Here is a 22,403-nt window from a genome sequence, read left to right on the forward strand (position 1 = left end):
GCCCGATGCACGCCCTGCGCGCCCCGGCGGCGATGCCGCTGACGATCCTGGCCCTGACCCTGGCGGGCCTCGCCCTGGTGGGGCTGACGGGAGGCTACAGCCATTTCGTGATCGCCCTCGTGGCCCTGACCACGGTCGCCGGGACCGGGCTCAACGTCCTCCTCGGCCTGACCGGGCTGATCTCCTTCGGGCATGCGGGCTTCTACGCCATCGGCGCCTATGCGAGCGCGATCCTCACCGGGGCCGGCCTGACCTTCTGGCTCGCCGTGCCGGCGGCCGGCCTGCTCTCGGGCCTGGTCGGGGCCGGGCTCGCGGTGCCGGCCATGCGGGTGAAGGGCCCCTACCTCGCGATGGTCACCATCGCGTTCGGCTTCATCATCGAGCACGCCCTGATCGAGGGCGGGTCCCTCACCGGCGGCCAGAACGGCCTCGTGGTCACCGCCGGGCCGAGCCTGTTCGGACACCCCTTCGCCGAGCGCGAGCTGGCGTTCCTCGCCGTGCTCGGCGCGGGCTTGAGCCTCTACGGCTTCCATGGCCTCGCCCGCAGCCGCCTCGGCCGGGCGATGCGGGCGGTGCGCGACGCCGACGTGGCGGCCGCCTCCCTCGGCTTCGACCCGGTCCGGGTGAAGACGCTCGCCTTCGCGATTTCGGCGGCGCTGACGGGCCTCGCCGGGGCGGTGCTGCCGCCGCTGATGCTGTTCATCGCCCCGAGTTCGTTCCCGTTCTCGCAGTCGATCCTGTTCGTGCTCTCCGTGGTGGTCGGCGGCGCCGGCACCGTGCTCGGGCCGCTCTTCGGCGCCCTCGTCACCGTGCTGCTGCCCGAGACGCTGGCCGGGCTCGCCGAGTACCGGCTGCTGTTCTTCGGCCTCGCCACCCTGGTGGTGCTCTGGCTGGTGCCCGCCGGGATCGTCGGCAGCGCCGCCCGGCTGCTGCCGCGGCCGCGGAGCGGCGCCCGTCCGGCCGCGATCGATTTCGGCCGGCTCATCGGGCAGCGCGGCGGCGATCCTCTGGTGGTGGAGGGCATCGGCATCCGCTTCGGCGGCATCCGCGCGGCCGAGGGCGTCTCGGTGACGGCGGCGGCCGGGGCGGTCACGAGCCTGATCGGCCCCAACGGCGCCGGCAAGACCACCGTGCTCAACATGGTCTCGGGCTTCTACCGGCCCCAGGCCGGGGCGATCCGGTTGGGCGGTCGCGACCTCGCCGGGGCCCCGGCCCACGCCATCGCCCGGGCCGGCATCGCCCGAACCTACCAGACCACGCGCCTGTTCGGCTCGCTGAGCGTCCTCGACAACGTCGCCCTCGCGTTCGAGCCCGGCCGCCTCTGGCGCCGCTCCGGCAAGGGCGACCGCGCCGCCGCCGCGTCGCTCTTGGACTTCGTCGGCTATGCCGGCGACCTCGACCGGCCGGCCGCGGAGCTGCCCCATGTCGACCGCCGCCTGGTGGAGATCGCCCGGGCGCTCGCCGGCCGGCCGCGCATCCTCCTGCTCGACGAGCCCGCCGCCGGCCTGACCCGGGCCGACACCGATGCGCTCGGCGGCCTCCTGCGCCGGATCGCCGGGCAGGGCCTCGCCGTGGTGCTGGTGGAGCACGACATGCCCCTGGTGATGGGCGTCTCCGACGCCATCCTGGTCATGGATGCCGGGCGGCCGATCGCCAACGGGACCCCCGCCGCGATCCGCCGCGACCCGGCGGTGATCCGCGCCTATCTCGGCGGGGCCGACACGCCCGCGCGGCCCCGCGCCGCCCCCTGGAAGCCGCCGGCCGACGCGGTGCTCTCCACCCAGGGCCTCACCGCCGGCTACGGCGCCGCCCCGGTCCTCGACCGCGTCGCCCTCGAGGTCCGCCCCGGCGAGACCGTAGCGCTGCTCGGCGCCAACGGCGCCGGCAAGTCGACGACGATGCGGGCGCTCGCCGGCCTGCTCCGCCCCGTGGACGGCCGCATCGTCCTGGAGGACCGCAGCATCGCGCATCTCCCGGCCCACGCCATCGCCCGCCTCGGCCTCGCCCTGGTGCCGGAGGGCCGGCAGGTGTTTCCCGAGCTGACCGTGATCGAGAACATCCGGCTCGGCGCCCATGGCCGCGCGGCGCCGATCGACCCGGCCGAGATCGAGGCGCTGCTCACCCGCTTCCCCCGCCTGCGCGACCGGGCCACGAGCCGCGCCGGCCTGCTCTCGGGCGGCGAGCAGCAGATGCTGGCCATCGCCCGCGGGATGATGGCGCAGCCGCGCATCCTCCTCCTCGACGAGCCCTCCCTCGGCCTGGCGCCGGCGATGATCAATGCCCTCTACGCGGTGGTGGCGGACCTGCGCGACCAGGGCGTCACCATCCTGATCGTCGACCAGATGGCGGCCCTGGCCCTGACGGTGGCCGATCGCGGCTACGTGCTGGAGCAGGGCCGCGTCGTCACCGCCGGCACCGCCGCCGAACTCAGCGCCGATGCCGGCTTGGAAGCCGCCTATCTGGGCGCCGCCTGACGGGGGGCCGGGCTGCGTCGGCGCATCGCCGACGCCGTTTTCGCGCGCCGGTCTGCGCTGACCCCGGAGGCGGAGCCGTCGGGCCGGATTCCAGTCCGTTCCAATTCAGGCGGGGTGGCCTTCGACCGTGTGCGGACGCTGCGAATGTCCGCTTGCCGTCAGGCTGATCGGCCTCGGGTTCTCGTGTTCCGCTCGGCGTCGAAGCGCCCTGTTCGCGTCCTCCCGAAAAACAAGCGCCCGACAGGGCGCTTGTGAGGTCGATCGGATGGGTCGTTCAGCCGATCGGCGGCGACGTCAGTTCGCCCGGGCGACTTCGACGAGGTTGTCCGAGAACGACGGGGCGTGGCCCATATCGGTGAAGGCCCCCGACGAGATGCTGTTGACGGTGCCTTCGTTGAGCTGGCGCCAGTAGCCCAGCGTCGCGACGACGATCCCGGCTTTGACGTCCTCGGTGATGCGCGCCACGCCCTTGAAGGCGCCGCGGTCGTTGGCGACCTGGACCCGGTCACCATCCCGGATGCCGCGCGCATCGGCGTCGTGCTGGCTGATCATCACGAACTGCTCGCCCTGGCCTTTCTGCTTGTCCTCCATGTTCGCGTAGCAGGAGTTCAGGAAGTAGTGGCTCTTCGGCGAGACGATGTTGAGCGGGAAGCGCTTGGCCAGTTCGGGGTCGTTGGTGTGGGACTCGCGCGGGCCGAGGTAGTCGGGCAGCGGATCGAGCGCCTCGCCGGGCTGGAAGCCCTCGTACATCTGCCGGAACGGCGGCGCGACGAAGTTCGTGGCCCCTTCGACCATGAACATGCACTTGCCGGTCGGCGTCGGGAAGTTGCCCTCCCGGTGTGGGGCGCGGTCGTCCGGCGTGCCGACCTTCAGCCGGGCGAAGCCGTGCTCGCGCATGTACTGGAGGTCGATGCCCTCGCAGGCCGGGGCGTTCCAATCGACGTAGTGCTCCAGGCACTCCGTGTCGGTCCACTTGAAGTTCTCTTCCTCGAAGCCGAGCCGGGCCGCGAGCTGGCGGAAGATCTCGTTGTTCGGGATCGCCTCACCGGGGGCGTCCGCGCACTTGGTGTTGTAGGTCAGGTAGAGGTGGCCCCAGGACAGGATCATGTCCTCCATCTCCGCGCCCATCGTCGCCGGGAGCACGATGTCGGCGTAGGAGGCGGTATCCGAGATGAAGTGCTCGGCCGAGACCATGAACAGGTCCTCGCGCATCAGCCCCTCGACGATCTTGTCGGTCTCGGGCGCCTGCGTGACGGGGTTCGAGTTCCAGCACATCATCGATAGGATCGGCGGATCGAGCTTCAGCTCGCCGGTCAGCGCCCGCCCGATCTGCAGGTTGCTGATGACGCGGGTGCCTTCCGGGATCAGGTCGGGCCGGCACATCACGTCGAACTTGTAGGGATGTTCCCAGACGCCGAATTGCGTGACGCCGCCGCCGACATGGCGCCAGGCGCCGGTCAGGGCCGGAATGGACGACACCGCCCGGATGGTCTGGCCGCCGCCGTAGTGCCGCTCCAAAGCCACGCCCATGCGGATGCCGACCGGCTGCTCGGTCGCCATCTCGCGGGCGAGCTTGCGGATGTCGTCGGCGGAAACGCCGGTGATCCCGGCGGCCCATTCGGGCGTGCGGGTGCTGGCCCGCTCCTTCAGCTCCTCGAAGCCGACCGTGTAGTTGTCGACGTAGTCCTGGTCGACGAGGCCCTGTTCGATGATCGAGTTGATCAGCGCCATGGCGAGCGCGCCGTCCGTGCCGGGCTTCGGCGCGATGTGCCAGTCGGCGGCCTTGGCGGTGCGCGAGGCGTAGGCGTCGATGACGACGACCTTGGCCCCCTTTTTCTGAGCGTCCTTGACGATGGCCCAGTGGTGCAGGTTCGTGCTGACCGAGTTGCAGGCCCAGATCACGATGTACTTGGAGTGGATGTAGCTGTCCGGGTCGAGGCCCGCCGTCGGGCCGACGGTGAGCAGCCAGGCCGTGCACGAGCCCTCGCCGCAGAAGGTGCGCTCGGTCACGGTGGCGCCCAGGCGGTTGAAGAAGGCGTCGCCGCCGTTCAGCCCGTGCACCAGGCCCTGGTTGCCGAGGTAGCTGTAGGGCGCGATGGCCTGCGGCCCGTACTGGTCGATGATCGCCTTCCAGCGCGACACGATGGTGTCGAGGGCTTCGTCCCAGGTGATGCGCTCGAACTGCTTCGAGCCCTTCGGCCCGACCCGCTTCATCGGGTAGAGCAGCCGGTCGGGGTGGTAGTGGCGCTTCTCGTAGTCCTTGAGCTTCACGCAGAGGCCGCCCCGGGTCATCGGGTGGTCCGGGTTGCCGCGTACGCCGAGCAATTCGCCGTCCTTGACCTCGAACAGCATCGAGCAGGTATCGGGGCAATCGTGCGGGCAGCCGCCGAAGAAGGTCTCGGTCAGGCTCTCGGCCTCGGCGACCAGCAGGGAGTCGGGCTTGACGATCTCGTTCATGTTTCCTCCACGGCCGAGCGTCTCGCTTTATTGTTCTAGCGGGCCGGCCCGGCGCCCCGGCAGGATGCACTCAAGTGCGAATAATTCCAAATTCCGATCTCGGGTCGAGGGTCGCACCGGCCTGCGTTCGTAGCGCCAACCGATGTCTCGCGGCGCGTGCGTTGCGCCAGCCGGCGTTCGGGACCACGACGGCGCGGTACATTCGGCGCCAGGGCGCCGGGATTCCTGTCGGCGCGGACGGGTGGGGTCCGTGGCGGACCGTCTGCCTTGGGGCGAAGACCCAGAGGCTGCTTTAACCCTCCGCAGCCGTCGACACGGTCAAGCGGAGGGGAGGGCGACCCTCGGGATCAGGGTCTCGGCGCCGAAGGGTCACAGTCCGGAGGGGTCGTCACGAAGCGGCCCGTCTCGCCCTCGGCCTCCGCGATCCCTCGCCGGACCGAGCGGGGCCAGGGCCTGCGACCGGCGGGTGTCGACAGCGGACCGACGCCTGTCAGCCCTTCGGATCGGTCTTGAGACGGCGGCCGGACGACGCAGGGAGCGCCCTCGGTCTGAGCAAAGCGCACCCGCGGACGCCAAGGGCTCGGCCCAGCCGCGGTCGGACCGCTTACCCCACCCCGCGGGCGACCTCCTCGCGGAGCAGCGCCTCGGCGCGGGTGCGGGCGCGCGCCCAGCGCCGGCATTCGCGGCGCGCATCCGATAGGGCGCGGTGCTCCGGGGCCGGATCGTCCCGCGCATCCTGGCGCAAAGAGGCCATGAGCTTGCCCGCCAGGGCGTCGCGCGTCGTCGGGGCGAGGCCGCCCGTCGTCAGGACGTCGACGATCGCGCGGCGCTGCGCCTCCGCCGTGGCCTTCAGCCGGAGGGCGTGGCGCGGCAGGCCGGCCGCGCGCAGGAGCCGGCTCAGCCACTGGCCGTCCCAGGAGGGCGCCGAGGCGTAGAGCGTGACGTCGCGCAGGGCCGTGAGCATGTGCAGGGCCACCCAGTCGTGGGCGATTCCCTCCCGCACCAGGCGCTCCCGGGCGAGCCCGTGCACCGCCTCGGCCTCGGGCGCCCAGTCGGTCCAGCCCGGGGCCGGGCGGATCAGGAAGCTCTCCGAATCGCCCTCGGGAAACACCCACGCGACCTCGATCGGGTAGCTGGTCCTGGCGAGGGAGGACGCCTCGAAATCCAGGAAGGCGATGCGGCTCAAGGCGGGACCCTCGGGGCGGAAACCGGCTCGGGATGGGAAAAGAAGCGACGCCGGGCAACAAACCGGCGCAAAGCCGAGTTCCGGCTTCGACGAATTGCGAAGGACCCCGGGTGAGCGACGCAACACCGATCTCGATGCCCGCGCGCGGGACGCGCCGCTGGCTCGCCGACTCCGCTCCCACTCCGCTCACGCGCTTCCCCCCCGCGAGACCCGTCCTCCCTATCGGCCGGATCTCGGCCGCCCTGGCGGCGCCGCATCCGGCGCTCTGGGGCCTCGCCCTGGCGGTCGCCCTCCTCGACGCGGTCTGGCTGCGCCGGGCCGGGATCGCCCTGGCGCCGGCCGGCTTCGGCCTGGCGGCGGGCCTCGTGGCGGCGCTCCTCGCCCTCGCGGTCCTGTTCGGCCCGATCCTGTCCGAGCCCAAGCTGCGGGCCATGGCCCTGGCGAGCGCCAGCCTGATCGCCGTGACCGTGCCGCTCGCGGTGCTGCACTACCTCACCGCCACCTGGGCCCTGCCGCTGGCCGATGCGCGGCTGGCGCGGGCCGAGGCCGCCCTCGGCTTCGACTGGCCGGCCTACCTCGCCGCCCTGCAGGCGCATCCGCGCCTCGCCTGGTGGCTGGCGCTCGCCTACCACACCAGCGGCCCGCAGGTCGGGCTCACGGTGATCGCGCTCAGCGCCACCCTCCGGGTCGGCCGGCTCTGGGCCTATGTGCGGATGTTCGCCGTGCTGCTCCTCGCGGTCGTGCTCGTCGCCGCCCTGGTGCCGGCCGCCGGCCCCTTCGTGCAGTATGGTCTCGTCACCGTGCCAGACGGGTCGATCGAGACCCTGGGCGCCCTCTGGCACCTCGACGCCCTGGAGCACCTGCGCGCCGGTACCCTGCGGATCCTGGCCCTGGAGGACATCCGCGGCCTCGTGACCTTTCCCTCCTTCCACGTCTGCCTCGCGGTGCTGACCGCCTGGGCGCTGGCGCCGATCCCGATCCTCGGCCCCCTGGCGATCGCCCTCAACGCCGTCGTCGTCGTGGCGACCCTCGGGGCCGGCGGGCATTACCTGCCCGACCTGCTCGCCGGCTTCGTGCTCTCGGTCGCGGTCATCGGCGGACGCGCGATCCTGCGGGGGCGCCGCGCCCGGCCATCGGGCCGCAGGCCCGAACCCGCCCCGTGCGGGTCGCGTTGTCCGGGATGAGGGCGTGGGGCCGCGGCCCGTGCGCCCCCGTCCCGGAGTAGTCCCATCCCGAGTAGCCCCAGCCCGAGTGGCCCCATCCCGGAGAGGATCGACATGCGCTGTCCCAGCCTCGGATTCGCGGCGGCCCTGGCCTGTGCCGGGGCCTGCGCCCTGCCGCTGCCGGTCGCGGCCCAGAGCACCGGCTACGTCACCGGTTTTCCCGGCAAGGACCCGGCCGGCGACGACGAGATCGGCTGGGGTCCGGCCTATCGCCCCGAGACCAGCTTCTCGCAGCCGGGCACGCCGCCGACCCCGGGCGATTTCGCCGGAGCCGCCTATCGCGCACGCACGGGGCGCGGCCCCTACGACGCCGTGCAGGGGATCGGGCCGGGACAGCGATACGGCCTGCGCGGTGCCCGCTTCGCGCCGGACGACGCGGTCGAGGCTCCGCCGCGTCGGCGCCACCGCGCCGTCCGCCACCACACGGCCCGGGGACGGCACGCCGACCGCTGAGAGTCCCGCCGGAGGGCTGGACATCAGGGCCGGCATGATTTGCCTTGTGGGGCGCGGCGCCCCACCTCGTGGCCAGAGCCGGCCGCCGCGCCGCATACGGGACCCAAGCCCTCGATGACAGCCGCCATCCCCTTCGCCAACACCTATGCCCGCCTGCCGGAGCACTTCTTCGCGTCGGTCGATCCCACGCCCGTGGCGGCGCCGCGGCTGATCCGGGTCAACCGGGACCTCGCCGCCGAACTCGGGATCGACGCCGCCTGGCTCGAGAGCCCGGAGGGCGTCGCCGTGCTGGCGGGCAATCGGGTGCCGGAGGGCGCCGAGCCCCTGGCCATGGCCTATGCCGGCCACCAGTTCGGCAACCGGGTGCCGCAGCTCGGGGACGGGCGGGCGATCCTGCTCGGCGAGGTCGTCGGGCGCGACGGCCTGCGCCGCGACATCCAGCTGAAAGGCTCGGGCCCGACGCCGTTCTCCCGGCGGGGCGACGGCCGCGCCGCCCTCGGGCCGGTCCTGCGCGAATACGTGGTCAGCGAGGCCATGACGGCACTCGGCATCCCCAGCACCCGCGCCCTGGCGGCGGTGCTCACCGGGGATTCGGTGATGCGCGAGACGGTGCTGCCCGGCGGGGTCCTGACCCGGGTCGCCGCCAGCCACATCCGCGTCGGCACCTTCCAGTACTTCGCCATGCGGGGCGACGTGGACGGCGTGCGGGCGCTCGCCGACCACGTCATCGGCCGGCATTACCCCGAGCTGGCGGACGACCCCAACCCCTACGCCGCCCTGCTGACCCGGGTGGTGGAGCGCCAGGCCGACCTCGTCGCGCGCTGGCTCCTCGTCGGCTTCATCCACGGGGTGATGAACACCGACAACTGCGCGGTCTCCGGCGAGACCATCGATTTCGGCCCCTGCGCCTTCCTCGACGCCTACGACCCCTCGGCCGTGTTCAGCGCCATCGACGAGCACGGCCGCTACGCCTACGGCAACCAGCCGGGCATCCTGCACTGGAACCTGACGCGGTTCGCCGAGGCGCTGCTGCCCCTGCTGGCCCACGAGCCCGAGGCGGGCATCGCCGTGGCGCAGGATGGCCTCGCCGCCTTCGGGCCCCGGTTCGAGGCGGCCTATTACGGCGGCCTGCGGGCCAAGCTCGGCCTCACCACGGACCAGGACGCGGACGGCGAACTCGGCCGCGCCCTGCTGGAGGCGATGCAATCCGGAGGCGCCGACTTCACCCTGACCTTCCGGCGCCTCGGGCAGGCCGCCCTGGGCCCGGAGAACGACGGACCGGTGCGCGACCTGTTCGGCGACTCCACCGTATACGACGCCTGGGCGACCCGCTGGCGGGCGCGGCTCGCCGCCGAGCCGCTGGACCCGGCCGCGCGCCGGGCGGCGATGGACCGGGTCAACCCGGCCTTCATCCCGCGCAACCACCGGGTCGAGGCGGTGATCCAGGCGGCGATCGCCCGCGACGACTTCGCGCCGTTCCACGAACTCGTGACAGTGCTGGCCCGGCCCTACGACGACCAGCCCGCCTTCGCGGCCTATGTCGAGCCGCCCCAGCCGCACGAGCGGGTGCTGCAGACCTTCTGCGGGACCTGATCCGAACCGGCTCCCAACGGGCGGCGTTCTCCGGTCGGGGGAACCCCGCCGACAGACCCTATCGCCGATTCCGGCCGCGACCGCCCAGGGCGCGGACGCGACAGACCCGACGGGCCGCGCGATAGGGCCGAGGGCTGAGCCGGATCGGTTCTCCCCAAGCCACAGGGGAACGCGGCTTGGCTTGCGGCATTTCTGGTATACTGTATTTCACTGACCAGCGTCAGCGCATGCCAGGGGTGTCCCGATGAACCAGACCCTGAAGCCCGACCGTCCGATCTGGCCCTCCGTCCCGGACGATGTCCCGCCGCCTCGGACCAGCTGGCCGGAGGCCCCGGCCCCCGAGATCGATCCCGCACTCCTCGAGCGGCCCAAGGCCGACGAGGCCGCGAGCCAGCGCATCGGGTTCGAAGGCTTCGGCTCGTTCTCGGGCTGAGCGCGCCGTCTCACGCCAGGGAGGCGACCGGTCGCTCCGACGCCGCGACGCCCTCGGCCCAGTCCACCGCGAAGAGCTGCATGTCGCGGGTGTCCCGGCAATCCGACGGCGGCATCCCCGAGAGCTGCAGCGACGCCCGGGTGGCGGGGGCGAGGAGGCGGATCACCTCGTCCGAGGCCGCCAGGGTCAGGTCGGCGGCCTTGGCCCGGGCCTCGATCCGCGCGAGGCGGTTCATCGCCGTGCCCAGCACGGTGAATTCGGCCCTGTGGCCATCGTCGAAGACCCCGACCAGAACCTCGCCGGCATGCAGCGCCATGGTGATGCGCAGCTCCGGCCGGCCGTCCCGGCGCCGCTCTCCGTTCAGGGCCGCGAGGCGCGCGACGATGCTCCGGGCGCAGGCGAGCACCGCCTCGGCCTGGGCCTGCGGTCGCCCGACGATGAACTGCGCCAGGATGCCGTCGCCCACGTACTTGTCGACGATGCCGCCGTGCTCGCTCACGGCCACATGGGTCAGGGCGCGGACATCGAGCAGGGCCCGCACCACCTCCGCCTGGTCGTGATCCCGGGAGAAGGCCGAGAAGCCGCGCAGGTCGAGGCCGAACAGGCAGGCATGGCGGGACTGGACCGCGCCGAGGCCGCCGCCGCTCTCGGCAAGTTCTCCCGCCACCCGCCGCGGCACGAAGCGCGCGAGGCTGGTGCGCTCCCGCTCCATCCGCAGGGCGGTCGTCACCGCCATCTGCAGGCGGCGGACGCCGTCGATCACCACCAGGCTCGCGGCCAGGAAGGTCAGGAGGCCCGGAACCTCTTCCTCCAGGGTGACGTGCGGGCCGAGAAGGGCACTCTCGGGGGCGAGGTAGGCGACCAGGATGGTGATGCCCCAGGCGAGGCTCACCAGTCCGGAAAAGACGACGGTGTGCCAGACCCGCATGCTCAGGCCGGTCTGGAGCAGGAGGAGGAAGGCCGGCAGCCGGCTCACCGCGGTGGCGGTCTCCTCGGTCTCCACGGCGCCGATCAGCATGTGCTCGACGATGAGGAACAGCGCGACGCCGGCATTCAGCAGGGTCGCGGTCCAGGCCAGCCATTCCGTCCCGGGCTCCGCCCCGCCGTCGCGCTGCGAGGCGCGCCAGTCGGCGATGCCGAGGCCGAGGGAGAACACCGCGTAGATTCCGAGGCCGATCCAGTGATGGGTGGAATGGCTCGAGCCGTCGTAGCCCTGGGCGGTGGCCACGAGCACCAGGACGATGACGAGGTAGAGCACCAGGGAGCGGCGGCCCGAGGCGGCCTGGAGCCGTCGCAGGATGGTGGGATCGCCGTCGTTGGGACGGCGACGGGAGGGCAGGCGCATGTCTTCGGCCGTCGGTGAGTGGGCGTGGCTCCTTACCATGCCGGGCCGCCGGCGCAGCGGCGGCGATTCGCCGTGGCTCAGAGCGCCCCTTCGCGGATGGCGCCGGGGTCGGCCAGGGCGTGCAGCAGGCGCGCGGCGCTGTGGGCGAAGCGCAGGGTGACGGCCTTGCGCCGGGGGCCGCTCAGGGGGTGGTCCGCCGGGTCGCGCAGGATCGCGGCGCCGAAGGCATCGGCGACGATGAGACCGGCATCCTCCGGGGTCAGGGTGGTGGAGAGCGTCTCGGGGATCGCGAAGTAGAAGCGGTCGCAGTAATCCCGGTAGTCCGGCCATTTCCGGTCGGCCCGGAAGTCGGCGACGCTCGACTTGATCTCCACGATGGTCAGGCGTCCGGCCGGGCACAGGGCGATGACATCGGCGCGCCGTCCGTTCGCCAGGGAGAATTCCGGGATGGTGACGTGGCCGAGTTCGGCGAACAGGCGCCGGACGCCGCGCTGGACCTGGAGCGCGGTGGCCGACTGGCGCCGGTCGGGCGGGAGGATCACGGACGCGAGGGCTGCGGACATACGGCTCTGATGCATCGGAACGACGTCCCGAATCGGGACGCCGCCCAGGAAACCAGCCGCGACGCGGCTTGTCACCTGCGACCCCTTTGCCGCCGCCAGGCTGGAGCGCGGGCTTGGCGCGCGGCCCCGTCGGGAGCGGGTCGCAGCGCGCTGGCGGGAGGCCGATCCGCTGCCGGCCGCGTGAGGGCGTTCAGGCCCCGTTCCCCAGGGTGTCCCGCAGGGCGGCGCGGATCGCGTCGAACCCGTCCGTGAGGGCGGCGGGCCCCGGCTGCAGGATGAGCGTCGACTTGATCTCGTGGATGCGCCCCGCGGCCACCGCCGGGATCGCGTCCCAGCCCGGGCGGGCGCGGATGCGCTCGCGGTTCACGCGCTTGCCACACCAGGAGGCGAGGATCACGTCGGGCCGCGCCGCGATCACGGCCTCCGGGCTCACGATCCGATCCCGGGCCGCCGCCTGCCGGCTGAGTTCGGGGAAGACGTCGTCGCCGCCGGCCGCCGCGACGAGGTCCGAGACCCAGCCGATGCCGGAGATCAGTGGCGCGTCCCATTCCTCGAAATAGACGCGCGGACGCGGCTGCCCGGCATTCTCCGCGGCCGCCCGGGCGATCCGCTCGGCGAGGCGCGTCGCCAGGGACTCGGCCTCGGCCGGCACGCCGGTCAGGGCGCCCACCGTCCGGATCATCGCGAAGCAGCCGGCCAGGTCGCGCTGGTTGAACAGGTGCACGGCGATGCCGGCCCGAGCGAGGTCGGCCACGATCGCGGCCTGGAGATCGGAGAAGGCGAGCACCAGATCGGGCGCGAGGGCCAGGATCTTGGGCAGGTCGGCGCTGGTGAAGGCCGAGACCCGCGGCTTCTCCCGCCGGACCCGGGCCGGGCGAACCGCGTAGCCCGACACGCCGACGATACGGTCCTCCTGGCCGAGGAGGTAGAGCGTCTCGACGGTCTCCTCCGTCAGGCAGACGATGCGCTCGGGCGGAAACCGGCGCACGGCGCCTCAGCCCTTCAGGTAGCCGAGAAGCCCGGCTCCCGGCGCCAGCATGAGGAAGGCCCAGGCCAGGGCCGAGGTGACGTTAGCGACCTGAAACGGCAGGCGCTTCACGCCGAACACCCCGGCGATCAGCGGCACCACGGCCCGGGCCGGCCCGATGAAGCGCCCGATCAGGATGCCTCCGGCTCCCCACTTGCGGCAGAATTCCTCGGCGCGGGCGACGATGGCGGGATAGCGCCGCATCGGCCACATCTGCTTGGCGCCTTCCTTGTAGTGGTGCCCGTACTCGTAGGAGACCCAGTCGCCGAGCGCCGCCCCGAGGGCGCCCGCGAGCATCACCGGCCAGAACGGAATGCCGATCGAGCCCATCAGCGCCCCGATGCCGAGGAGCAGGAAGGTTGCGGGCACCAGCAGCGACAGGAAAGCCAGGGACTCGCAGAAGGCGAGCACGCCGACGATGAGCGGCGTCCAGCCCTGGTTCGCCTCGACGAAGGCGAGGGTGCTGGTGCGGATTGCGTCGAAGTCCATGGATCTCGCTCGAGGTTCGGGCCCTCGCTGTGACCGAGGGTGCGCATCGGGGCAAGCGCGCAGGGCGCCCGTGGGGGTGCGTCGGACCGGAAAACCGGGTTAAGGGCTGGCGCCACCGCTCCTTCGCCGTGCGACTTCGGGAGATACCGGCATGAACATCCTCTCGATCCAGTCCCACGTCGCCTTCGGCCACGTGGGCAACGCTTCCGCGGTGTTTCCGATGCAGCGCCTCGGCGTCGAGGTCTGGCCGATCCACACGGTGCAGTTCTCCAACCACACCGGCTACGGCGCCTGGCGCGGACGGGTCTTCGACGGCCCGGCGATCGAGGATCTCGTGGCCGGCATCGCCGAGCGCGGCGTGCTCGGCACCTGCGACGGGGTGCTGTCGGGCTACATGGGCTCGGCCGACATCGGCACCGCCATCGTGCGGGCGGTGGCCTCGGTGCGGGCGCTCAACCCGCAGGCCCTCTACGCCTGCGACCCCGTGATGGGCGACACCGACCGCGGCATCTACGTGCGCCCCGGCATCCCCGAATTCATGCGCGGGCAGGCGGTGCCGGCGGCCGACATCGTGACCCCGAACCAGTTCGAGCTGAACCACCTCTCGGGCCTGCCCACCGGCACCCTCGCGCAGGCCAAGCGGGCGGTGGCCTCGGTCCAGGCGCTGGGGCCCCGCGTCGTCCTCGTGACCTCGCTGATCACCGACGACACGCCGGACGACGCCATCGACCTCCTGGCCGGGGAGGGCGGCCATGTCTGGCGCCTGCGCACGCCACGCCTGCACCTCGACGTGAACGGCGCGGGCGACGCCATCGCGGCCCTGTTCCTGGTGCACTACGCCCGGACGCGCTCGGCCGCCCTGGCGCTCGGCATGGCCGGGGCCTCGATCTACGGCCTCCTGCGCCGCACGGCCGAGGCGGGCTCGCGCGAAATCCTCACGGTGGCGGCGCAGGACGAGTTCGTCACGCCGAGCGAGACGTTCCCGGTCGACACCGTCTAAGGTCGCTGCTCCTGAAGCCCGGAGACCCTGCGATGCCACGCCGCTTCGTGACCCTCGACGTGTTCACCGACACCGCGCTGACCGGCAATCCCCTCGCGGTCGTGCTCGATGCCGAGGGTCTCGACACCGCCGCGATGCAGGCCCTCGCCGCCGAGTTCAACCTCTCCGAGACGGTGTTCCTGCTCCCGCCCGAAGCGCCCCGGCACCGCGCCCGGATGCGCATCTTCACGCCCGCCTCCGAATTGCCCTTCGCCGGGCATCCCACCCTCGGCACCGCGATCCTGCTCGCCCTGCGCGACCAGCGGGCGGGCCTCGCCGACGCGGTGGCCTTCGGGCTCGAGGCCGCGCTGGGAACCCTGGCCTGCGTGGTCGAGCCCGGGGAGGGGCGTGGCATCGGGCGCTTCAAGATGCCGGTGCTGCCGGAATATCTGGGGGCGGGGCCCGAGGCGGATGCGGTCGCGGCCGCCCTGGGCCTGGAGCCGGGCGAGATCGGGTTTGGCCGCCACGCCCCGAGCCGGCACCGGGCCGGGCCCGCCTTCCTGTTCGTGCCCCTCGCCAGCCGTGCGGCCCTCGAGCGGGCCCGCGTGGTACCGGCCGCCCTCGACAACCTCGGCACCCCGGCCGCGCTCTACTGCTACACCCTCGATCCCGAGGAGGTCGGCCACCGCTACCAGGCCCGGATGTTCGCCCCCCATCTCGGCGTGCCGGAGGACCCGGCCACCGGCTCGGCGGCGGCGGCCTTCGCCGGGGTGATGATGCAGTTCGAGCCCCTCGGCGACGGCGAGCACGACATCGTCCTGCACCAGGGCGTCGCCATGGGCCGGCCGAGCACGATCGGGGTCCAGCTCGTGATCGAGGCCGGCGCCCTGCGCTCGGTGGAGATCAGCGGGGCGGCGGTCCTGGTGAGCGAAGGTACGCTGCTTGTCTGACGGCTTCACGCTGACGCCGCTCCGGCGGATCGAAGCCCGGCTGGTGGCGTCCGACTGGGCCTGGGCCCGCGACCAGGCCAAGACGATCGCCGAGATCTGGGCGGGCCGGCGCGCCGAGCGGCCGGACCTGTTCGACGGGCGGGTGCTCCTTGCCCGCGACTGCCGCATCGACGGATCGACCTGCCTCATCGACCTGTTCGAAGTGGCGTATTCCCAGTTCCTCGCCTTCCGCCAGGAGGGCTCCCCCGATCCGGCGGTGAGCAACGCCTTCGCGGCGGTGGTGCCCTGGAGCGTCGACGGCGCGGCCCTCCTCGGCATCATGGGCGGCCACACCGCCAATGCCGGGCAGATCTATTTTCCCTGCGGAACCCCGGACCGGGCCGACATCCGCGACGGCGGGCGCGTCGACCTCGCCGGCAGCGCCGCGCGCGAACTCCTGGAGGAGACGGGCCTTGCCCTTCCCGGCGACGCGCCGGAGGCGTCGTGGGTCCTGGTCTCGGGCCAGAGCCAGCACGCCTTCCTGCGCCCGGTGCGCTTCGCCGAGACCGCTGCGGCGCTGCACGACCGGATGGAGGCGTATCGCCGGGGCGAGGCCGCGCCGGAACTCGCGGGCTTCACCGTCGTTCGCGGACCGGACGACCTCGATGCCGCCCGGATGCCCGGCTTCGTGCGCGCCTATCTCGCCCGGGCCTTCGCGGGCGACGAGAGCATTTTCCAGGGAGGTGGATGCCGGCTCGCGTGAGGAAAATGCGCTAGCGGTAGCCGTAGCGCGCCTTGGCCGCGCCCAGGAGGCCGAGGGCCTCGCGCTCGCGGCCGCCCGCGCAGGCGTCGGCGGCATGGCGCAGGTCGGCGCTGAAGCGCTCGCCCACCGGTGGGTTCAGGTTGCCGGTGGCGACGTCGCTGTCGACCACCGCCTGGGTGCGGGCAATGGCCGGGCCGCAGCCATTGCCCTGGGGCAGGGGGGCAGCGACCGCGGGTGCCGCGGCGACTACGGGCGCGGGCGGCGCCGAGGCGGTCGGCTTACAGGCGCCGAGCAGGGCGGCGGAGAGAAGGACGGCGACGGCGAGGCTGACCCGGGACACGGCGGCTCCTGACTGTACCCGTGCCGGGAAACGGCACAGCTTGATCCGGGGCGGTTTTGCGCCGTGCGCTCCGGCCGGTCAATCGGGTGCGCGGCGGAACGGATGTGAGGGGAGGGCGGCCCGGGAAGAGCCGCCCACGATCTTGGTCCGCGTGACCTTGGTCTGTCGAATTGCGGTCTATTTTACTTGGACCTGTCGGTTACTTGGACTTGTCGGCGATGGCCTTCAGGCCGGAATCGTAGATGCCCGAGACCGCGTCGATGGCGACGGCGTCCGGGGCGCCCTTCGCCTTGAAGCTGCCGGTCCAGTTCACCGTCGAGCCCGAGCCCTTCGGCATCACCGAGATCGTCGAGGAGTAGTCGCTCACCGGCAGCGGGCCGGAGACGATGGCGTAGGTGTAGGACATCGCCTTGTCGTCGCGCTTGGTCTGCGATTCCACGATGGTGCCGCCGCCCTTGAGGCTCAGGGTCCGCAGGGTCTTGCCGCCGTCCTGCGATAGCACGCACTTCTCAATGGCCGGATGCCACTGGCCGATCCCGCAGAAGTCTCCGATCGTCGCCCAGACCTTGGCCGGGGGCGCGGCGACGTCGATGGTCTTGGCGGCATCGAGCGCCAGCGCCGGCGCCGTTCCGGCGAGCAGGGCGAGGGCGGGCAGGGCGAGGGTGCGCGAGAGCGTCCGCGACATGATGGGGGTTCCTTCCAGATTTTTTCTTGCGTGGACGGACTGATTGCGCCGCCGGATCGTATTCGATCTACCAGCGAAGCTAGGCGGCGCGGCCGCGACGGCAATGCGTCCGGCCGAAACGATCGCGCATTCCGTCAAGACCTTGTGGGCAACCGGGCCCGGTGGTCGGCTTCGTCCCCGTCCCGTGGCCGGGCACGGGGCGGGGTCGCCGGGTCGAACCTTGTCAAGCCGGCCCTCAGCGGCTAGGTACACCGCCTTCGCAAGGGTTCGCGCGCCGCCGCGGTGCGCCCCTGCCCCTCGGGAGAGACGAGCCTTGGCCAGCGCCGGCTCCACGCGCAGCATCACCGACGCCGCCTTCGCGGCCGCCCGGTCGCGCGCGTCTCTTGCCGCCCTGCTGCTCCTTATCCGCCCCTGAGGGCCGTCCGGGCGCGTGCGCCTGGGCTCTCAGGGGAGCGCATTTCGCGAAGGCCCGCGCCGGCATTGCGGCGCTCGGCCCGGACCCCTTCGATCTTCAGGGCGCCGCGTCCCTCCCCGGACTGCGCCGCGACAGGACATCCGTCATGACCACTTCCCCGACCCCGGCGCCCGAAGCCCGCGGACAGGACCGCCCCAAGGATCGCCCCAAGGACCGCGTCCTCATCTTCGACACCACCCTGCGCGACGGCGAGCAGTGCCCCGGCGCCACCATGACCCTCGACGAGAAGCTCGCGGTCGCCGAACTCCTCGACACGATGGGCGTGGACATCATCGAGGCGGGCTTCCCCATCGCCTCGCACGGCGATTTCGAGGCGGTCTCGGAGATCGCCCGCCGGGCCAAGCGCGCGACCATCGCGGGCCTCGCCCGCGCGATCCCGGCCGACATCGCCCGGGCCGGCGAGGCGGTGCGGCAGGCTAGGCGCGGGCGCATCCACACCTTCGTCTCGACCTCACCGATCCACCTCGCGCACCAGATGCGCAAGTCCGAGGACGAGGTGGTGGAGATCATCCTCAAGACTGTGGCCCAGGCCCGCGACCTCGTCGAGGACGTGGAGTGGTCGGCCATGGACGCGACCCGCACGCCGATCGACTACCTCTGCCGCTGCGTCGAGGCGGCGATCCGCTCGGGGGCCACCACCATCAACCTGCCCGACACCGTGGGCTACGCCACGCCGGACGAGTACCGCCGGATGTTCCAGGACGTCCGGAACCGGGTGCCGAACGCCGACCGGGCGATCTTCTCGGTGCATTGCCACGACGATCTCGGGCTCGCCATCGCCAACTCCCTGGCCGGGATCGAGGGCGGCGCCCGTCAGGTCGAGTGCACCATCAACGGCATAGGCGAGCGCGCCGGCAACGCCGCCCTGGAGGAGATCGTCATGGCGATCCGCACCCGCGGCGACGTCATGCCCTACGAGACCGGCATCGAGAGCACCATGCTCACCCGCGCCTCGAAGCTCGTCAGCCACGCCACGAACTTCCCCGTGCAGTACAACAAGGCCATCGTCGGCCGGAACGCCTTCGCGCACGAGAGCGGCATCCACCAGGACGGCATGCTCAAGCACACCGAGACCTACGAGATCATGACGCCCGCCTCGGTCGGGGTCGCCAAGACCTCGCTCGTGATGGGCAAGCACTCGGGCCGGGCCGCCTTCCGCTCGAAGCTCGACGAACTCGGCCTCGTGCTGAGCGACAACCAGCTGCAGGACGTGTTCGAGCGCTTCAAGGCGCTCGCCGACCGCAAGAAGCACGTCTACGACGAGGATATCGAGGCGCTGGTCGACGAGAACCTCGCCACGGCGCACCACCGCATCCGCCTCGTCTCGCTGTCGGTGATCGCCGGCACCCGCGGCCCGCAGAGGGCGACGCTCAAGCTCGACATCGAGGGCCGGGTCGTCACCGAGGAGGCTGACGGCAACGGCCCCGTGGACGCAGTGTTCAACGCGATCCAGGCCCTGGTGCCGCACGAGGCCGACCTCGAACTCTACCAGGTCCATGCGGTGACCGAGGGCACGGACGCCCAGGCCGAGGTCTCGGTGCGCCTGAAGAGCGGCGAGCGCAGCGTCACCGCCCGCGGCGCCGACCCCGACACCCTGGTCGCCTCGGCCCGCGCCTACCTCTCGGCCCTCAACAAGCTCGAAGCCTGGGCCGTGCGCCTGCACGCCCAGAGTCCGGCCTCGGTTTAGCCGAGAAAATAACGCCCCGGGGGTGGACACCCCCCGGGGCGTTTGCTATCAGCCCCCTCGTCGCGGCGGACTTGGTGGGCCGCAGCGACCGCCGCAAGGCGTTGGGTGCATAGCTCAGTTGGTAGAGCAGCTGACTCTTAATCAGCGGGTCCAAGGTTCGAACCCTTGTGCACCCACCAAATCTCTCAAGCGACCGAAGCTCTGGACAATCGTCCGGAGCTTTTGTGTTTTCAGGCCCGTCGCCATGCGGCCCGCGCGCCGACGGGACGGGACTGATCGGCGGGCGGCGCGACTTGTTTCGGCATCCGCCTGATCGCGCGACCCCGAGCCGTCGTCCGGTGCGATCCCGGCCTCCGGTAGTCTCCGGGGCGATCCTTTCTCATCCGATCTCCCGCTGCCTGACAGGCCGTGCGCGCGGCCCGGGACCGGACGAACGAGTCGGTACATCCACGGGACCCGGCGGACGCAAATGCGTCCCAGCATGCTCCGGCATCGGAAGATCGCGACTTATTGAGCTGCCGTCAGCGGATGTATACCACCGGTGGCTTTGGGGCCTGACGGCGCCGCGCATCCCCGGCCGAGGCCGTGATCGACAAGCTGGATCTTCTCCTCGCCCTGGCGCGCGAACAGCATTTCGGGCGCGCCGCCGAGGCCTGCCGGGTGACGCAGCAGACCCTGTCGGCCGGCGTGAAGAGCCTGGAGAACCAGCTCGGCACGCGGCTGGTGCAGCGCGGCTCCCGGTTCCAGGGCTTCACGCCCGAGGGCGAGCGGGTCCTGGCCTGGGCCCGGCGGATCGTCGCCGATACGCGCGCGATGCGCGAGGACGTCGCGACCCTGCGGCGGGGGCCGGCCGGGCACCTGCGGATCGCCGCGATCCCGACCGTGCTCCCGATGATCGCGGCGCTGACCACGCCCTATCACGTCCGCTATCCGGATGTTCGCCTCAGCGTCCTGTCGGCGACCTCGGCGAGCATCCTCGACCTGATCGAGAATCTCGAGGCGGATGCCGGGCTCACCTACCTCGACAACGAGCCCCTGAGCCGGGTCGCCACGATTCCGCTGTTCCAGGAGCGCTACCAGCTGCTGACGGCGCTCGGCGGGCGCCATGACGGCCGCGCCAGCATCACCTGGGCCGAGGCCAGCCGGATGCCGCTCTGCCTGCTGACGCCCGACATGCAGAACCGGCGCATCATCGACCAGCAGCTTCGGGCCTCGGGGAGCGAACCGGCGCCGACCCTCGAGTCGAACTCGATGATCGTGCTGATGAGCCACGTGCGCACCCTGCATTGGGCCAGCATCATGCCGGCCGTCCTGGCGGACGCCCTCGGGCCGATGCCGGGCCTGCGCGCGATCCCCCTCGTCGAACCCGACATCCGGCACACGATCGGCCTCGTGGTGCCCCCGCGCGAGCCCGCGACCCCGATGGTGGCCGCCCTCGTGGGCATCGGCCGGCAACTGGCTCGCACCCTCGGCGGCGAGGGCGGGGGCGAGGAGCCGGCCAGCGCCTGCGCGGTCGATGCCCGCCCTCACGACGCACGATGACGACCCGCCGGGACGCAGCGCGGCGAGACCGCCGCGGCCGGTGCGCCGCGCCGCCCCGCTCCTCCGGTCGGGATCGCTCCCGTCCCGTTCTCGCCGAGATCCCCCACGCAGCCCACGCTTGCGAGTTCCCAGCATGATCAAGTCCGGACTGATCGCCCGCGTCTCGGAGAAGTACCCGCATCTCGGCCTCGCGGAGGTGGAGGCGGTGGTGAACGCCATCCTGACGCGGATCGGCGATGCCCTGGCGGCAGACGACCGGGTCGAATTGCGGGGCCTCGGGGTGTTCTCGGCCGTGTCCCGGGCGCCGCGCCCGGGGCGGAACCTGGCGTCGGGGGAGGCAGTGCAGGTGGGCGAGAGGCGCATCGTCTCGTTCAAGGCGGGCCGGACGATCAGGGCGCAACTCGGTCGTCCCCCGGCACCGGCGACGCTCCGGGGCATGCCGCGCCCCAGGATCCTCGACCTCCTGCCCCATCGCCCCCCGGAACGATCGCCGGCGGGCCGGAACGCGTCGCCGTGACCGCCGGCCCGGTGCCCTTCGGTGCGGGCCGATCCATAGGCGCGGCGGTCCGGAGCGTTTACACTGCCACCAGGGCCGGCCCGGCCGAGGATCGCTCTTTGACTGTGAACACCGCATCGTCTCCACGCCCCCGCCGCGGATTTCGGTCCGGGCTTCGATCCCTCCTCCGCCTCGTTTCCCTGTCGCTGCCCTTGTCCCTGCCCTTGGGCTTGGCCCTCGGGCTGCCGGCCGTGGCACGGCCCTTCACCGATGCCGCCGGCCGGACCGTCGAGGTGCCTGAGCGCCCGGCCCGCATCCTGGCGGCCGGGCCGCCGGCCTCCGTCCTGCTCTACACCCTGGCGCCGGACCGGATGGTCGGCTGGATCCGCAGCCCGACCCCGGAGGAGAAGCCCTACCTCGCCCCCGCGGCCCGGGACCTGCCGGCCACGGGGCGGCTGACCGGGCGCGGCGGGACCGCCAATGTCGAGGCGGTCCTCGGGCTGCGGCCCGACCTCATCGTCGATGTCGGCAGCACCGCGCCGACCTACGTTTCGCTGGCCGACCGGGTCCAGGCCCAGACCGGCATTCCCTACGTGCTCCTCGACGGGCATTTCGAGCGGACGGCGGAGAGCTACCGGCGCCTCGGTGCCCTCCTCGGCATGGAGGCGGCCGCCACCGAGCTCGCGGGCGCGGCGGACGCCGCGGTGGCGGAAGTGGCGCGGGTGATCGCGACGGTCCCGGACGAACGGCGCCCGCGCGTCTACTACGCCCGCGGGCCGAAGGGGCTCGAGACCGGCCTCGGCGGGTCGATCAACGTCGAGCTCCTCGGCGTGGTCGGCGCCCGCAACGTCGCGGCCGCGGCCGGGTCCGGCGGCATCGCCACCGTCTCGCCGGAGCAGGTGCTGGCCTGGGACCCGGACGTGATCCTCACCCAGGATGCGGGCTTCCGGCGCGGCATCGCCGAGGACCCGCTTTGGTCCGGCCTCCGGGCCGTGCGTGCAGGCCGGGTCTACCAGGTGCCGGCGCTGCCCTTCGGCTGGTTCGATGCCCCGCCCGGCGCCAATCGCCTGATCGGCGTCCGCTGGCTGGCGCAGGTGCTCTATCCGGACCTGTTCCCGACCGGCCTGGAGGCCGCCACGCGGGACTTCTACCGTCGCTTCTACCATGTCGAGCTCGAGGACGGGCAGGTGGCGGCCCTCCTCGCGGGTGCGGCGGCCGGTCAGACGCCGTGACGGCCGAGACCGAGGCCCTTGCCCTGCCGGAG

20 protein-coding genes and 1 tRNA gene are annotated in these 22,403 nt (G+C 72.4%); 13 read left to right on the forward strand and 8 right to left on the reverse strand.

Features of this window, described 5'->3' with window-relative positions; translation table 11 throughout:
- Positions 1–5: 5 nt before the first annotated feature.
- Positions 6–2,474 carry a branched-chain amino acid ABC transporter ATP-binding protein/permease gene (locus tag ACXJY8_RS21960; RefSeq protein ID WP_463773737.1) on the forward strand — a complete coding sequence of 823 codons (2,469 nt, stop codon included), beginning with the start codon at positions 6–8 and terminating at the stop codon, positions 2,472–2,474.
- Positions 2,475–2,768: 294 nt separating this feature from the next.
- On the opposite strand, the gene ACXJY8_RS21965 is transcribed toward ACXJY8_RS21960, so the two are convergent.
- Positions 2,769–4,931 carry a molybdopterin-containing oxidoreductase family protein gene (locus tag ACXJY8_RS21965; RefSeq protein WP_463773740.1) on the reverse strand — a complete coding sequence of 721 codons (2,163 nt, stop codon included), beginning with the start codon at positions 4,929–4,931 and terminating at the stop codon, positions 2,769–2,771.
- Positions 4,932–5,535: 604 nt separating this feature from the next.
- Positions 5,536–6,117, reverse strand: a complete 582-nt coding sequence (locus tag ACXJY8_RS21970) for a 3'-5' exonuclease (protein ID WP_463773743.1) — start codon at positions 6,115–6,117, stop codon at positions 5,536–5,538.
- Positions 6,118–6,227: 110 nt separating this feature from the next.
- Between ACXJY8_RS21970 and ACXJY8_RS21975 the strand changes: the two genes are divergently transcribed.
- From ACXJY8_RS21975 to ACXJY8_RS21990, 4 genes are all read left to right on the forward strand, one after another.
- The gene (locus ACXJY8_RS21975; RefSeq protein WP_463773747.1) at positions 6,228–7,301 is read left to right on the forward strand and encodes a phosphatase PAP2 family protein; all 1,074 of its coding nucleotides are present in this window, start codon (positions 6,228–6,230) and stop codon (positions 7,299–7,301) included.
- Between the two features lie 93 nt (positions 7,302–7,394).
- The gene (locus ACXJY8_RS21980) at positions 7,395–7,793 is read left to right on the forward strand and encodes a hypothetical protein (RefSeq protein WP_463773749.1); all 399 of its coding nucleotides are present in this window, start codon (positions 7,395–7,397) and stop codon (positions 7,791–7,793) included.
- A gap of 114 nt (positions 7,794–7,907) precedes the next feature.
- On the forward strand, positions 7,908–9,386 hold the full coding sequence (locus tag ACXJY8_RS21985; RefSeq protein WP_463773752.1) for a protein adenylyltransferase SelO: 1,479 nt from the start codon (positions 7,908–7,910) through the stop codon (positions 9,384–9,386).
- 244 nt (positions 9,387–9,630) lie between these two features.
- The gene (locus ACXJY8_RS21990; protein WP_463773756.1) at positions 9,631–9,819 is read left to right on the forward strand and encodes a hypothetical protein; all 189 of its coding nucleotides are present in this window, start codon (positions 9,631–9,633) and stop codon (positions 9,817–9,819) included.
- 10 nt (positions 9,820–9,829) lie between these two features.
- Here the strand turns inward: ACXJY8_RS21990 and ACXJY8_RS21995 are convergent, their stop codons facing one another.
- From ACXJY8_RS21995 to ACXJY8_RS22010, 4 genes are all read right to left on the reverse strand, one after another.
- Complete coding sequence (locus ACXJY8_RS21995) at positions 9,830–11,164, reverse strand: adenylate/guanylate cyclase domain-containing protein (RefSeq protein ID WP_463773758.1); 1,335 nt, start codon at positions 11,162–11,164, stop codon at positions 9,830–9,832.
- Positions 11,165–11,241: 77 nt separating this feature from the next.
- Positions 11,242–11,727, reverse strand: a complete 486-nt coding sequence (locus tag ACXJY8_RS22000; protein ID WP_056477827.1) for an MmcB family DNA repair protein — start codon at positions 11,725–11,727, stop codon at positions 11,242–11,244.
- Positions 11,728–11,917: 190 nt separating this feature from the next.
- On the reverse strand, positions 11,918–12,715 hold the full coding sequence (locus tag ACXJY8_RS22005) for a cobalamin-binding protein (protein ID WP_463773764.1): 798 nt from the start codon (positions 12,713–12,715) through the stop codon (positions 11,918–11,920).
- Positions 12,716–12,721: 6 nt separating this feature from the next.
- A complete protein-coding gene (locus ACXJY8_RS22010) occupies positions 12,722–13,243 on the reverse strand; it encodes a DedA family protein (RefSeq protein WP_463773767.1) in 522 nt (173 codons plus the stop codon).
- 151 nt (positions 13,244–13,394) lie between these two features.
- Here ACXJY8_RS22010 and pdxY point away from each other — a divergent pair, with 151 nt between their 5' ends.
- From pdxY to ACXJY8_RS22025, 3 genes are read left to right on the forward strand one after another with little or no spacing between them, the layout of a single operon-like run.
- Positions 13,395–14,243, forward strand: a complete 849-nt coding sequence (gene pdxY / locus ACXJY8_RS22015; protein WP_463773770.1) for a pyridoxal kinase PdxY — start codon at positions 13,395–13,397, stop codon at positions 14,241–14,243.
- Positions 14,244–14,275: 32 nt separating this feature from the next.
- Positions 14,276–15,172, forward strand: coding sequence for a PhzF family phenazine biosynthesis protein (locus tag ACXJY8_RS22020; protein WP_463773774.1), 897 nt, complete (start codon positions 14,276–14,278; stop codon positions 15,170–15,172).
- The gene (locus tag ACXJY8_RS22025; RefSeq protein ID WP_463773777.1) at positions 15,165–15,914 is read left to right on the forward strand and encodes an NUDIX hydrolase; all 750 of its coding nucleotides are present in this window, start codon (positions 15,165–15,167) and stop codon (positions 15,912–15,914) included. Before ACXJY8_RS22020 ends, ACXJY8_RS22025 begins: the two co-directional genes overlap by 8 nt.
- Before the next feature lie 10 nt (positions 15,915–15,924).
- On the opposite strand, the gene ACXJY8_RS22030 is transcribed toward ACXJY8_RS22025, so the two are convergent.
- The gene (locus tag ACXJY8_RS22030; protein ID WP_463773780.1) at positions 15,925–16,254 is read right to left on the reverse strand and encodes a hypothetical protein; all 330 of its coding nucleotides are present in this window, start codon (positions 16,252–16,254) and stop codon (positions 15,925–15,927) included.
- Between the two features lie 199 nt (positions 16,255–16,453).
- Positions 16,454–16,939: an SRPBCC family protein gene (locus ACXJY8_RS22035; protein ID WP_463773783.1), complete on the reverse strand. Its 486-nt coding sequence runs from the start codon at positions 16,937–16,939 to the stop codon at positions 16,454–16,456.
- A 560-nt stretch (positions 16,940–17,499) separates the two neighbouring features.
- Between ACXJY8_RS22035 and ACXJY8_RS22040 the strand changes: the two genes are divergently transcribed.
- From ACXJY8_RS22040 to ACXJY8_RS22060, 5 genes are all read left to right on the forward strand, one after another.
- Positions 17,500–19,101, forward strand: coding sequence for a 2-isopropylmalate synthase (locus ACXJY8_RS22040; protein ID WP_463773785.1), 1,602 nt, complete (start codon positions 17,500–17,502; stop codon positions 19,099–19,101).
- Positions 19,102–19,204: 103 nt separating this feature from the next.
- Positions 19,205–19,280, forward strand: a tRNA-Lys gene (locus ACXJY8_RS22045).
- A gap of 406 nt (positions 19,281–19,686) precedes the next feature.
- Complete coding sequence (locus ACXJY8_RS22050) at positions 19,687–20,643, forward strand: LysR family transcriptional regulator (RefSeq protein WP_463773789.1); 957 nt, start codon at positions 19,687–19,689, stop codon at positions 20,641–20,643.
- 133 nt (positions 20,644–20,776) lie between these two features.
- Positions 20,777–21,160, forward strand: coding sequence for an HU family DNA-binding protein (locus tag ACXJY8_RS22055; protein ID WP_463773794.1), 384 nt, complete (start codon positions 20,777–20,779; stop codon positions 21,158–21,160).
- A 191-nt stretch (positions 21,161–21,351) separates the two neighbouring features.
- The gene (locus ACXJY8_RS22060) at positions 21,352–22,371 is read left to right on the forward strand and encodes an iron ABC transporter substrate-binding protein (protein WP_463773796.1); all 1,020 of its coding nucleotides are present in this window, start codon (positions 21,352–21,354) and stop codon (positions 22,369–22,371) included.
- Positions 22,372–22,403: the final 32 nt, after the last annotated feature.

This window comes from Methylobacterium sp. TK31, from assembly GCF_055361545.1.